Origin of the sequence: Pseudoduganella sp. R-43 (assembly GCF_049913255.1) — a bacterium.
Classification (GTDB): Bacteria; Pseudomonadota; Gammaproteobacteria; order Burkholderiales; family Burkholderiaceae_D; genus Rugamonas.
Genome location: NZ_CP183988.1, coordinates 4,030,380 through 4,042,727, shown reverse-complemented (window position 1 = coordinate 4,042,727; position 12,348 = coordinate 4,030,380). Strand labels below are relative to the sequence as shown.

The window sequence follows — 12,348 nt, the reverse complement described above, 5'->3', positions numbered from 1 at the left end:
CGTGTCACACTTGGGGTGTGACCCCAAGGTGTGACACGAACTGGACAGTAGAAAGAATTGAGTGATGTCCCAACAATCCGGTCTGTTTGACGACCTTCCATATTCCCTCGACGAGATCATTTGCGGCGTCGATGAGGCCGGGCGCGGTCCGTTGGCCGGCCCGGTGTTTGCCGCTGCCGTGATCCTCGATCGCAACCGGCCGATTCCGGGCCTGCGCGATTCCAAGAAGCTCAACGAGGCAAAGCGCGACGAGCTGGCGCCCCTGATCCGCGAGCACGCGATCGCCTGGGCCGTGGCCAAGGCTTCGGAAGAGGAAATCGACCGCCTGAACATTCTCCAGGCCAGCCTCCTGGCCATGAAGCGTGCGGTGTATGCGCTGCAAACCGTGCCGACCCTCGCGCTGATCGACGGCAATAAGTGCCCGGTCATGCGCATCCAGAGCATCGCCATCGTGGAAGGGGACGACAAGATCGAATCCATTTCAGCCGCCTCCATCCTGGCCAAGACCGCGCGCGACGCCGCGCTGGTCAAGCTGCACAAGAAATACCCGCAATACGGCTTCGACCAGCACAAAGGCTATGGCACGGCGCTGCACCTGGAGCGTTTGCGCGAGCACGGCGCCTCGCCGGTGCACCGCCGCAGCTTTGCGCCGGTGCGTGAAGTCCTGGAGCGTGACCTGTGAAGAACATCACTTCGCGCGACAACGCGCAATACAAGGAACTGGCCAAGCTCGCCACCAACTCGCAGGCGCGTCGCAAGGCCGGCCGCAGCCTGCTGGATGGCGTGCACCTGTGCGAGACCTGGCTCGAGTTGCGCGGCCATCCCGAACAAGCCATCGTGGCCGAAGGCGCGCTGCACAACCCGGAGGTGGCCGCCATCATCGCCCGCCTGGAGGCAGAGCACGCCCATATCCTGTGCCTGACCGACCAGCTTTACCACGCCGTCAGTCAGGTCGAACACGGCGTCGGCCTGATGTTCCTGATCGCCACGCCCCAAAAAGATGTGCCTCAGGCGCTGAGCGTCAACGCCGTCCTGCTGGATAACGTGCAGGACCCGGGCAACGTCGGTTCGATCCTGCGCAGCGCCGCCGCTGCAGGCGTGAAGGAGGTGTATTGCGCACCCGGCACCGCCTTCTGCTGGTCGCCGAAAGTGCTGCGCGCCGCCATGGGCGCCCACTTTGTGCTCGATATCTACGAAAACGTCGACCTGCCGCAACTGGTGCAGGGCGCGCAAATCGCCACCCTGGCCACCAGCGGCTACGCAGCCGAACAGTTGTACCGGCTGGACCTGAAACGCCCCGTGGCCTGGATCTTCGGGCATGAAGGGCAGGGTGTCTCGGACATGCTGTTAAGCACGGCCACCCACCGCGTCATCGTGCCCCACCTGGGCAAGGTCGAATCGCTGAATGTCGCCGCATGCGCGGCAGTATGCTTTTTCGAGCAAGTAAGGCAAAATCTGGCTTAATAAAACTAACCATGCTGGAATGGGCGTTATGGAAATTGCAAGCTTGCACTTCCTGGTCGCCGAGGGCGAACCCGTCCAGCGTGAGCTATTGGCCGGCATGCTGCGCCACTTGGGCGCCCGGCAGGTGACCCAGGCATCAGATGGGCTGAGTGCACTGCGCCTGCTGGAAATCGGCCTCAATCCCCCCGCCAACATCGCCCTGATGGACCTGACGCTGCCCGGCATGGACGGCCTGGAAGTGCTACGGCGCCTGGCCGAAATCGACTGCCGGGCGGGCATCATCATCTTCGCCTCGCAAAGCGCCGACGTGCTGTTTTCCGTCGAGACCATGGCCGAAGCCTATGGACTCGATGTGCTGGGCAGTTCGGCCAAGCCAGTCACCTCGGCCAGGCTGCAGGAACTGATTGCCAACTACCGGGAGCCTTCCGCCGAGCCGGAAGCGGGCCCGCAGCATCCCGAGTTCAGCTTTGCCGAAGTAGGGCGCGGGCTCCAGGGACGCGAATTCGATCCCTATTTCCAGCCCAAGATCGAACTGGAGACCGGCACTGTCAAAGGGCTGGAAGTGTTCGCCCGCTGGCGCCATCCCGAGCATGGGGTGCTTGGTCCATCGGCATTTGTGCCGGTGCTCGAAAGCGTGCGGCGCATCGATTTCCTCGACTGGTGCATGATCGAGAAGTCGGTCGCAGCCTGTCGCGGCCTGCACGACAAGGGGATTCCGATTTCGATCTCGCTCAATGTGGACCCTGGCACGCTGGCGCACCCGCAATTCATCGCCCAGATGACGGCCTGCCTGGAGCGCCACCGCATCCTGTCCGACTACCTCACGTTCGAGATCACGGAAGCTTCAGTACTGACCACCAATCCGCATTTCATCGAACGCCTTTTGCGCCTGCGCATGATGGGATTCGGGCTGGCGATCGACGATTACGGCACCGGGCGCTCCAACCTGCAGCTGTTGGCCGCCATTCCGTTCTCCGAGCTGAAGATCGATCCCGGTTTCGTCGATGGCGCCTCGCGCAAGCGCCCCATCGGCACCGTCCTCAAAACCTGCCTTGGCCTGGCGCGCAGCCTGTCGCGGCATGCCTGCGCAGTGGGTGTGGAAACCAGGGATGACTGGGACTTCCTGCAAGGGCTGGGCTGCACCTATGCCCAGGGTTTCTATATTGCCAACCCGATGCCGGTGGACGACATCCCCGGCTGGCTGGATGACTGGAAAGACTTCTTCTAATGAAAAAACGATGGATTGCGGGGCTGCTAATCGCGGTCAGCCTGCCGGTCGCCGCTGCCTTCACGCCCGTTGGCCAGATGGCCTTTTACGGCGCGCGTGCCTGGCTGTCCAGCAAGGACCATTTCACGCAGTGCACGCCCGATCCCCGCATTTGGTGCGAGCCCGGCGCCGAGGCCTTCGGCGCAGCCATTGCGCCGCTCCTGCCGGCCGCCATCGGGCATGATGAACGGGCCTTCGGCATGGCGTACGTGGCTCCGGTACGCGTCAATGTGTATGCCAGTGACGAGAGTTTCTCGCGTTACGGCGCTGTTGCCCCGCGCGCAGCCGGAGTGGTGGTGCTGGGCGATGTGCACCTTGCGCCGAAAATGCAGGCCTGGGCAACCGAGCGCAGGGAGGCCATCGTGACGCACGAACTGGCGCACTTGCACCTGGTGCAGCGGATCGGCATGTCCGGCATCGGCAAGTTACCCAACTGGTTCTGGGAAGGCTTGCCGACCTATCTGTCGGGCGGTGGCGGCGCTGGCAACGTGACACGTGAGGAGGCGGTGCAGGCCTTCGTACACGGCCGGCACATGGTTCCTGAAGATGAGGGCTCCCTGTTCGCGCCCAAGCAGGCGCCCAGCTACGGGCTGGCGCATGCCATGTATTACCGCCAGGCGTCGGTGCTGGTAGCGTGGATGGACGAAAGAGACCCGGCAGCGTTCAAGCGCCTGCTGGCGGCGGTCGGGCGGGGCGACGCGTTTGCCGGGGCGGTGAGCGGCGCCTATGGACGCCCGCTGGCAGCCCTGTGGGCCGAGTTCCAGCGGGCGATGCGGGCGGAAATCCTCAATAAACCGAGCGGTTCGGCTTGATTTCCTGCAGGATGGTGGTGGAAATCTCTTCGATCGACTTGGTGGTGGACGAGAGCCAGCGGATGCCTTCGCGCCGCATCATGGCTTCCGCCTCGTTGACCTCATAGCGGCAGTTTTCCAGCGAAGCATACTTGGAGCCGGCACGGCGCTCGTTGCGGATCTCCGACAGGCGCTGCGGCTCGATGCTCAGGCCGAAAATCTTCGATTTGTACGCATACAGCGCCGAAGGCAGCTTGCCGCGCTCGAAATCGTCGGGAATCAGGGGGTAATTGGCCGCTTTCACGCCGTATTGCATGGCCAGGTACAGCGAAGTAGGGGTTTTGCCGGAACGCGAGACGCCGACCAGGATCACGTCCGCCGAGGACAAGTTCTTGTTCGACTGGCCATCATCGTGCGCGAGTGAGAAGTTGATCGCTTCGATACGGTTCTTGTATTCCTCGCTGTCCACCACATTGTGAGACCGGCCGATGGTGTGGGTCGACTTGACGCCCAATTCCTGCTCAAGCGGCGCGACGAAGGTCTGGATCAGGTCCATGTGCATGGCGTTGGCGCGCTGGATCACCTCCGACAGCTCCGCTTTCACCAGGGTCGAAAAGACAATCGGCTTGGCGCCATCCTCGGCCCCGATCTCGTTAATTTTGCGCACTGCATCATAAGCCTTGTCGCAGGTATCGATGAAGGGCAGACGGATCTGGCGGAAGCGCAGGTCGAACTGCGTCAGCACGGAATGGCCGAAAGTTTCGGCAGTGATGCCCGTGCCGTCAGAGACGAAAAAGACGGTGCGGCTCGAAGCCGGCAATAAACGTTGATCTTGTGGCATCAAAAAAGCTTTTCCAGTGGATGAATCGTCAATTTGCTGCGCAGGCTGTAAAATGCTTGCCAACGGTAAGATTGTGCTGCACGGCGCCAAGAATGACAAGAACGATGCCAAGCATGCCTGCGTAAAGATTTTTATCATCAAAAAGGTGTCTTTATGACTAACGCAGCATTGAAGGAGCAATCCGACGGGGTGTACGTTGCCTCGTTCGAGAATTTGCGCATGACGGATGTCGAATCCGTCGGCGGCAAGAACGCGTCGCTGGGGGAGATGATCTCCCAGCTGGCCGGCGCAGGTGTGCGGGTGCCTGGCGGCTTCGCGACCACCGCCCAGGCCTTCCGCGACTTCCTGTCGCACAGCGTTGACGGTGGCCCTTCGCTGGCCAAGCGCATCGCTGACCGCCTTGAACACCTGGACGTCGACGACGTCCGCGCCCTGGCAGCATCGGGCGCAGAAATCCGCCAATGGATCATCGATACTCCGTTCCAGCCTCGCCTGGAAGCCGATATCCGCGCCTTCTACGACAAACTGGTCGCAGACTCCACCACTGAAGTGTCGTTCGCCGTGCGCTCCTCCGCCACCGCGGAAGACCTGCCTGACGCATCGTTCGCAGGCCAGCAGGAATCCTTCCTGAACGTGGTCGGCATCGACAACGTGCTGGAAGCGATGAAGCACGTGTTTGCATCGCTGTACAACGACCGCGCGATCTCCTATCGCGTACACAAAGGCTTCACCCACGCTGAAGTGGCGCTGTCGGCCGGCGTGCAGCGCATGGTGCGTTCCGACCTGGGCGCTTCGGGCGTGATGTTCACCATCGATACCGAATCGGGCTTCAAGGACGTGGTCTTCATCACTTCCTCCTACGGCCTGGGCGAAACCGTGGTGCAGGGCGCCGTGAACCCGGACGAATTCTACGTCCACAAGCCGATGCTGGAACAGGGCAAGTCGGCCGTCATCCGCCGCAATATCGGCTCCAAGCTGATCAAGATGGAATTCACCAGCGAAGCCAAGGCCGGCCGTTCCGTGAAGACCGTCGATGTGCCGATCGAGATGCGCAACCGCTACTCCCTGGTCGATGCCGAAATCGTCGAACTGGCCAAGTACGCCATGATCATCGAGAAGCACTACGGCCGCCCGATGGACATCGAGTGGGGCAAGGATGGCCGCGACGGCAAGCTGTACATCCTGCAGGCACGTCCTGAAACCGTGAAATCGCAGCAGAAAGCCACTGACTCGCAGCAGCGCTTCAAGCTGAAGTCGAGCGGCACCGTGCTGACCTCCGGCCGTGCGATCGGCCAGAAGATTGGCGCCGGTCCTGTGCGCGTGATCAACGACCCAAGCGAAATGGAACGCGTGCAGCCGGGCGACGTGCTGGTAGCCGACATGACCGACCCTAACTGGGAGCCGGTGATGAAGCGCGCCTCGGCCATCGTCACCAACCGCGGCGGCCGCACCTGCCACGCAGCGATCATCGCGCGTGAACTGGGCGTGCCGGCAGTCGTGGGCTGCGGCGACGCAACCGACGTCCTGAAAGACGGCAACTTCGTGACCGTGTCCTGCGCAGAAGGCGACGAGGGCAAGATCTACGACGGCCTTCTGGAAACCGAGATCTCCGAAGTGTCGCGCGGCGAACTGCCTCCGATCAAGACCAAGATCATGCTGAACGTGGGCAACCCGCAGCTGGCCTTCGACTTCCAGTCCGTGCCGAACAACGGCGTGGGCCTGGCCCGCCTCGAGTTCATCATCAATAACAATATTGGCGTGCACCCGAAAGCGATCCTGGAATACCCGAACATCGACGCCGACCTGAAGAAGGCGGTGGAGTCGGTCGCCCGCGGCCACGCTTCGCCGAAGCAGTTCTACATCGACAAGCTGGCGGAAGGCATCGCCACCATCGCCGCTGCCTTCTGGCCGAAGAAAGTGATCGTGCGCCTGTCCGACTTCAAGTCCAACGAGTACAAGAAGCTGATCGGCGGTTCGCGCTACGAGCCGGATGAAGAAAATCCGATGCTGGGCTTCCGCGGCGCCGCGCGCTACCTGTCCGAAGACTTCGCTGCCGCATTCGAGATGGAATGCGTCGCGATGAAGCGCGTGCGTGAAGAAATGGGCCTCACCAACGTCGAAATCATGGTGCCGTTCGTGCGCACCCTGGGCCAGGCGGAGAAAGTGGTTGGCCTGCTGGCCAAGAACGGCCTGAAACGCGGCGAAAATGGACTGCGCGTCATCATGATGTGCGAAGTGCCATCCAACGCCGTGCTGGCGGAGCAGTTCCTGCAGCACTTCGACGGCTTCTCGATCGGCTCCAACGACCTGACCCAGCTGACCCTGGGCCTGGACCGCGATTCCGGCATGGAACTGCTGGCCGCCGACTTCGACGAGCGCGATCCAGCAGTGCGTGCGCTGCTGGGCATGGCCATTTCGGCCTGCATCAAGCTGAACAAGTACATCGGCATTTGCGGCCAGGGTCCTTCCGACCACCCGGAACTGGCCGTGTGGCTGATGCAGCAGGGTATCGAGACCATGTCGCTGAACCCGGACTCGGTCATCGACACTTGGCAGAAGCTGGCAGAAATGCAACAATAAACCGCCGATAAGCGGCTTGAACCCCCGTGGCCTTGTCGGCAGCGGGGGTTTTTTACTTTTGGAGGTTGTGATGGCTGACTGGATGTTGTGGGCGATTGGCGCGGGCGTGCTGGTCACCCTCGAACTGTTTAGCGGCACGTTCTACCTGCTGATGATTGCCATCGGCATGGGGGCGGGCGCGCTTGTTTCGCTGGCGCGCATCGACATGCCGGGCCAGATGCTGGTGGCCGCCATGGTCGCCGCCATCGCCACGCTGCTGCTGCGCCGCAGCCGCTTTGGCAAGACCACGCAGCCACCGGCGGCGTCCAACCCGGACGTCAACCTGGACATCGGCCAGACCGTGAGCGTGGCCGCCTGGCAGGACGGCGCTGCACGCGTGATGTATCGCGGCGCCATGTGGGATGTGGAACTGGCGCCGGGCGAAGCAGCGGCACCAGGCATATTCAGGATTCGCGAGATTCGCGGCAGCCGGCTGATCGTCGGCGCATAACAGGGAGAAGGGAATGGAAATCAGTTTTGGCACTGTCACGCTGGTGGTATTTATCGTCGCGCTGGTGTTCGTCTTCAAGACCATCAATGTGGTGCCGCAGCAGCACGCATGGGTGGTCGAGCGGCTTGGCAAATACCACGCCACGCTGGGGCCCGGCCTGAATATCGTGGTGCCGTTCATCGACCGCATCGCCTACAAGCACGTGCTGAAAGAGATACCGCTGGATGTGCCATCGCAGGTTTGCATCACCAAGGACAATACGCAGTTGCAGGTGGATGGCATCCTGTACTTCCAGGTGACCGATGCCATGCGCGCCTCCTACGGATCCTCCAACTACATTGCCGCAATCACGCAACTGGCGCAAACGACGCTGCGCTCGGTGATCGGACGCATGGAGCTTGACAAGACTTTCGAAGAACGCGACCACATCAACTCCACGGTGGTGAATGCGATCGACGAATCGGCCGCCAACTGGGGCGTGAAAGTGCTGCGCTACGAAATCAAGGACCTGACGCCGCCGCAAGAAATCCTGCACGCCATGCAGGCCCAGATCACGGCCGAGCGCGGCAAGCGCGCGCTGATTGCAGCCTCCGAAGGCCGCAAGCAGGAGCAGATCAACATCGCCACCGGCGAGCGCGAAGCCGCGATTGCCCGTTCCGAAGGCGACAAGCAAGCGGCCATCAACCGCGCGCAAGGCGAAGCTGCCGCCATCCTCGCAATTGCCGAAGCGACTTCCGGCGCGCTGAAGCAGGTTGGCGCAGCGATCCAGCAACCCGGCGGCGAAGCGGCAATGAACTTGAAAGTGGCCGAGCAATACGTCAGCGCCTTCGGCGAACTGGCCAAGACCAACAACAGCCTGATCGTGCCCGCCAACGTCGGTGAAATGAGTAGCCTGATCGCCACCGCCCTGCAAGTGGTCAAGACCCAGAAGTAAGCTCCAGCAGAGTCCGTGTCACACCTTGGGGTCACACCCCAAGTGTGACACGGCCTCAAGCGGGAAATGGCTCAGCCCGTGTCACTTTCGGGGTGTGACCCCAGGGTGTGACACGAGGTCTGCCGTAATTGCGTACAATGCGGCCTTATATCATACAGGAGGCGCTTGTGGGAACCTGGGCTGTTGGACCGTTTGGCAATGACTTCGCGCAGGATTGGGCGGAGGATCTGCAGGAATCGAGGGACCTTTACTTTATCGAGGACACGTTGAACAACGTGTTGCAGGCGGAGACCACCGAGTACCTGGAGGCGCCATTTGGCGCCGAGGCGCTGGCGGCGGTGGAAACCTGGTCGCGCCTGCAAGGCAAGGGCGGGGCGAGGGATGAGGATTCCGAGCGCGTCGATGAGTGGGTGGCTGAGGTGCAGGCGAAGCTCAACAAGCCTCGGGCCGATATCGCCGACAAGGCCCAGCGCGTGCTGGGGCTGGTGCTGTCCGATGCTTCCGAGTTGCGCGAGTTGTGGCAAGACAGCGAACATTACGAGGATTGGCTCGCTGGCGTGACGGACCTGCAGCGCAGGCTGTCGGCATGAGGCGCCTTCTTGCCGCTGCCCTGGCAGCGTCGTCTTTCACGGCTTATGCCGGCGATGCCGCTACCGATGCCGCCATTACTGCGCGCATCGCCCAGATCCGCGCCATGCCGGCGGCTGCCAACGCCGCCGCAGCGGGAGCCCAGCGCCGCGAGCTCGATGCTGCCTGGCGCTTCTTCGGCGATTACCGTGAGGATGCAATTCCCTTGCTGCGCCGCGAACTGGCTGCCGAATTGCGCTCGCCGCGCCCCAGCCAGCACCTGTTGCTGGACGCCGCTTGCTTTCTGGCCGCTTACGGCGCCGAATCCGACGAGGCGCTTATCGTGCAAGCGGCATTGGCCATCAATCCCGATGCGGCGCTCGATGGCCCGCAGCTATTCCGCCTGATGCACGCTGCCGCGGCCAGCCAGGATGCGCGCCTGCTGCCGCTGGTCGATCGCGCTTTCCTGCGCAAGGCCGTGAGCATTCCGCTGCCGCAGCAAGGCTCTACCATCGACGAAACCGGGGTGCGCGCTTTGCTGTATGGCCGCTTTGGCGCGGCGGCAGAGCGTCATCTTGCCGCATTGTTGCGCGACCCTTCATTGGTCAAACCTGTGCTGGACTTGCTGCAGCTCGTCGGCTCGCCAGCCAGCGTGCCGGCCGTTGAACCGCTGCTGCAAAGCCCGGACATGGAAGTGTTCACGCGCGCAGTGAACTTCCTGTTGCGCGCAGGCGGGCCGCAGGGCCGCCAGGTGCTGCTGGCGCTCAAGCCGCAAGGGTTGTCGAAAGAGGCGCTGGCCTTCTTTGCGCCGATGCGCCAGCAACTGGCGCAACAGCCGGCACAGCAAGCAGGCAACGGTAGCCTGGCCGACGCTGAAGTGCGGCGCCTGCTCGATACGCTGGAAGCAAATGGGGGCCGTTACGAGGGCATTGATCCTGCGGCGATCGTGCAATCGCGACTGCCAAGGCAGGAATTGCTCGAACGCCTGGCCCGCATCCGTGAACGCAGCTTTGCGCGCGCAAGTAATGAGGCGCTGGCCGATATCGACACCACCAGCGCTTTGCTGAATGCAATCAGCTACAAGAATCAATAAAGGAACCTGGAAATGCTGCAAATGCGACCCAACTGCGAATGCTGTAACAAGGACTTGCCGCCCGGTGCGCAGGATGCCTTGATCTGTTCTTTCGAGTGCACTTTCTGCGCCGATTGCGTGGACGAGAAGCTGCACGGCAAATGCCCGAACTGCGGCGGCGACTTCGCTCCGCGCCCAACTCGCGCCACAGCGAAGCTGGAAAAATACCCGGCGTCGACCGAACGCATTTTCAAGCCCAATGGATGCGCCGCTGTCGACTGAGGCTGAACTGGCGCGCTGGCTGGCGCGCCACAGCCGCGTGCTGGTCTTGACCGGCGCGGGGCTGAGTACTGCCTCCGGCATTCCCGGCTATCGGGACAAGGACGGCGTGCGGCGCGGACGCACGCCGATCCAGGGCCCGGAATTCCGCCGCGACGAGGCGATCAGGCGTCGCCACTGGGCGCGCAGCATGGTGGGCTGGCCCACGATGGCGAGCGCCGTGCCGAATGCCGGCCATCGCGCGATCGCCGAACTGGAGGCCGGCGGCCACCTGCATTGCGTGATTACGCAGAACGTCGATGGCTTGCACCAGCGGGCCGGCAGCAAGCGCCTGATCGAATTGCACGGCAACCTGCACCATGTAAGCTGTCTCGCATGCCAGGCCCGCTATTCGCGCGCCGGCCTGCAGCCGCAGTTGAAGCGTGACAATCCCGAGCTGGCGAATATGCTTGCCCAGCCGCTGCCCGACGGCGATGCTGCGATCGAACCGGATGCGCTGGTGGATTTCCATGCGCCGGCCTGCGCCGCCTGCGGCGGTGTGCTGATGCCCGACGTGGTTTTCTTTGGCGATAACGTGCCGCCGGCACGCACCGCGCATGCACTGGCTGAAATGGAGGCGGCCGACGCGCTGCTGGTGGTCGGCTCTTCGCTGATGGTGTTTTCCGGCTACCGCTTCTGCCGCATGGCTGCGGCGGCGGGCAAGCCGATTGCCGCGATCAACGCAGGCAGGACGCGCGCCGACGGCCTGCTGTCCCTGAAGCTGGAGTCGCCCGCGCAGGAAGTGCTGCCCCGGCTGGTGGACTTGCTCAGCGTCCCAGCAGCATAGAACGGACTACGCTGTCCTTGGCCAGCACGTAGTCGGTGGCTGCCATTACCTGGTTGGTTTGCGGCTGTACCACCTTGATGTTGACGAAGACGGCGTCATTGGTTTCGCCGTATGAACCGACCACTACGGCCTGGGCATTGTGGTTGTGCGCCACTTCGCCCACTTCGCGCGTCAGCATCATTTCGCCTTGTTGGCGCTTCATGTAGACCGAATTGCGCAGCTTCATTTCGAGCATGCGCAGGCCGCCCTGGGCCAGGCGCGTCGACACCTGTTCGGATACCAGCCGGCCCAGCGTGGAGCTCTGGTCCAGCGCGTCGATGTTGACCACGGTCGCCATGATCAAGGGTTTGTCGCCTGCCACGCGGCCATTAAGTTGCGCGAGCAGAGCGTCTGCTGCCCGGTAATTGGCCCCGACAAACTGGTTTTGCGAGGTGGAGGCGTAGTCGTTCTCGGGCGGCTTGTTGGAGAACCAGGCGCAGCCTGCCAGTGCGAGCGGAAGAAGTAGGGCAGCGATAGCGCGCATCATCGGTCTCCTTTTACCTGGAAGCTCTGGCTAATTTGCAGTACGGCTTCGTCCCGTATGCCGTACAGGGCGCGATCGGTGTCGGCGACATAGTAGGTGTTAGCCGCGCGCGCAAGGTAGCGATGTTCATCGGTCACGGACGCTGTAATGATAATCTCGGTGCGAGGCGTTGGTCCAGACGCGAATTCGCTGCCGTACCATTGGTAGGCGTCGATGCCGGCGCCAACCCCGGCTGCGCCTGCAAAGCGGCCAAGCTTGCCGACCGGATCGCCAATACGCTCGGCCACCACCCAAACGCCCGTGGCGATGGCGGTTGCTACGCCTACCGTCGGGGCTTGCTTGCGATTCGGGCTGAATGTGATGGCCTGGATATCGAGGTCGATTTGCAGTGCGCCGGCGGGCGTGCGCGAAACCACGTAACCGTCCCTGACCAGCGAGGAGATGAGCTGGTTGTTGATAGCCTGTTGAAATGGAGTCTGGTTGACAGGGCTTGCCACATACAGCGGTCGTGGCGGCGCCTTCTTCAGCTCGGCGATAAGCTGTTGCTGCAGATGGCCGGCGATCGCGTTCCAATGCGCCGCAGCCTGCAGCTTTTCCTGCCTGGTGGTGGGGAAATTGGTGGCGAGCGGTGCGGACGAATACGGAGTCTTGCAGCCGCTGAGCGCAGCGGCTGCCATCAGTGCGAATGCGATTTTGGTCGCCATGTCATTTCCG

Annotated in this window: 14 protein-coding genes; 11 read left to right on the top strand and 3 right to left on the bottom strand. The window is 62.6% G+C overall.

From position 1 onward, the window contains the following. Positions 1-64: 64 nt before the first annotated feature. The 4 genes from rnhB to ACN9M3_RS18260 are packed head-to-tail and all read left to right on the top strand — an operon-like array spanning position 65 to position 3,543. A complete protein-coding gene (rnhB, locus tag ACN9M3_RS18275) occupies positions 65-682 on the top strand; it encodes a ribonuclease HII (RefSeq protein WP_426318228.1) in 618 nt (205 codons plus the stop codon). Next, positions 679-1,464 (top strand): TrmH family RNA methyltransferase, encoded by a 786-nt coding sequence (locus ACN9M3_RS18270; RefSeq protein WP_426161911.1) that lies wholly within the window; start codon positions 679-681, stop codon positions 1,462-1,464. Before rnhB ends, ACN9M3_RS18270 begins: the two co-directional genes overlap by 4 nt. A 28-nt stretch (positions 1,465-1,492) precedes the next feature. After that, complete coding sequence (locus tag ACN9M3_RS18265; protein WP_426318227.1) at positions 1,493-2,692, top strand: EAL domain-containing response regulator; 1,200 nt, start codon at positions 1,493-1,495, stop codon at positions 2,690-2,692. After that, positions 2,692-3,543 (top strand): hypothetical protein, encoded by an 852-nt coding sequence (locus ACN9M3_RS18260; RefSeq protein WP_426318226.1) that lies wholly within the window; start codon positions 2,692-2,694, stop codon positions 3,541-3,543. The genes ACN9M3_RS18265 and ACN9M3_RS18260 overlap by 1 nt, the downstream gene beginning before the upstream one ends. Here ACN9M3_RS18260 and ppsR read toward each other — a convergent pair. Then, a complete protein-coding gene (ppsR, locus tag ACN9M3_RS18255; protein WP_426161906.1) occupies positions 3,518-4,363 on the bottom strand; it encodes a posphoenolpyruvate synthetase regulatory kinase/phosphorylase PpsR in 846 nt (281 codons plus the stop codon). The genes ACN9M3_RS18260 and ppsR overlap by 26 nt on opposite strands. 153 nt (positions 4,364-4,516) lie before the next feature. Between ppsR and ppsA the strand changes: the two genes are divergently transcribed. The 7 genes from ppsA (at position 4,517) to ACN9M3_RS18220 (ending at position 11,111) form a co-directional block, all read left to right on the top strand. Continuing rightward, positions 4,517-6,943 (top strand): phosphoenolpyruvate synthase, encoded by a 2,427-nt coding sequence (ppsA, locus tag ACN9M3_RS18250; RefSeq protein WP_426161904.1) that lies wholly within the window; start codon positions 4,517-4,519, stop codon positions 6,941-6,943. A gap of 70 nt (positions 6,944-7,013) precedes the next feature. Next, positions 7,014-7,433 carry an NfeD family protein gene (locus ACN9M3_RS18245; protein ID WP_426318225.1) on the top strand — a complete coding sequence of 140 codons (420 nt, stop codon included), beginning with the start codon at positions 7,014-7,016 and terminating at the stop codon, positions 7,431-7,433. A gap of 13 nt (positions 7,434-7,446) precedes the next feature. Then, positions 7,447-8,367 carry an SPFH domain-containing protein gene (locus tag ACN9M3_RS18240; RefSeq protein ID WP_426161902.1) on the top strand — a complete coding sequence of 307 codons (921 nt, stop codon included), beginning with the start codon at positions 7,447-7,449 and terminating at the stop codon, positions 8,365-8,367. 167 nt (positions 8,368-8,534) lie between these two features. After that, positions 8,535-8,957 carry a DUF4259 domain-containing protein gene (locus ACN9M3_RS18235; protein WP_426318224.1) on the top strand — a complete coding sequence of 141 codons (423 nt, stop codon included), beginning with the start codon at positions 8,535-8,537 and terminating at the stop codon, positions 8,955-8,957. Continuing rightward, positions 8,954-10,027 (top strand): hypothetical protein, encoded by a 1,074-nt coding sequence (locus tag ACN9M3_RS18230; protein ID WP_426318223.1) that lies wholly within the window; start codon positions 8,954-8,956, stop codon positions 10,025-10,027. The genes ACN9M3_RS18235 and ACN9M3_RS18230 overlap by 4 nt, the downstream gene beginning before the upstream one ends. A 12-nt stretch (positions 10,028-10,039) precedes the next feature. Beyond that, entirely contained in the window at positions 10,040-10,288 is a 249-nt protein-coding gene (locus ACN9M3_RS18225) for a DUF1272 domain-containing protein (protein WP_426161898.1), read from the top strand. After that, a complete protein-coding gene (locus ACN9M3_RS18220) occupies positions 10,266-11,111 on the top strand; it encodes an NAD-dependent protein deacetylase (protein ID WP_426318222.1) in 846 nt (281 codons plus the stop codon). The genes ACN9M3_RS18225 and ACN9M3_RS18220 overlap by 23 nt, the downstream gene beginning before the upstream one ends. Here ACN9M3_RS18220 and ACN9M3_RS18215 read toward each other — a convergent pair. Together ACN9M3_RS18215 and ACN9M3_RS18210 are read right to left on the bottom strand one after the other, a co-directional pair. Next, positions 11,092-11,637, bottom strand: a complete 546-nt coding sequence (locus tag ACN9M3_RS18215; protein ID WP_426161896.1) for a FlgO family outer membrane protein — start codon at positions 11,635-11,637, stop codon at positions 11,092-11,094. The genes ACN9M3_RS18220 and ACN9M3_RS18215 overlap by 20 nt on opposite strands. Continuing rightward, positions 11,634-12,338: a hypothetical protein gene (locus ACN9M3_RS18210; protein WP_426318221.1), complete on the bottom strand. Its 705-nt coding sequence runs from the start codon at positions 12,336-12,338 to the stop codon at positions 11,634-11,636. The genes ACN9M3_RS18215 and ACN9M3_RS18210 overlap by 4 nt, the downstream gene beginning before the upstream one ends. Positions 12,339-12,348 lie beyond the last annotated feature (10 nt).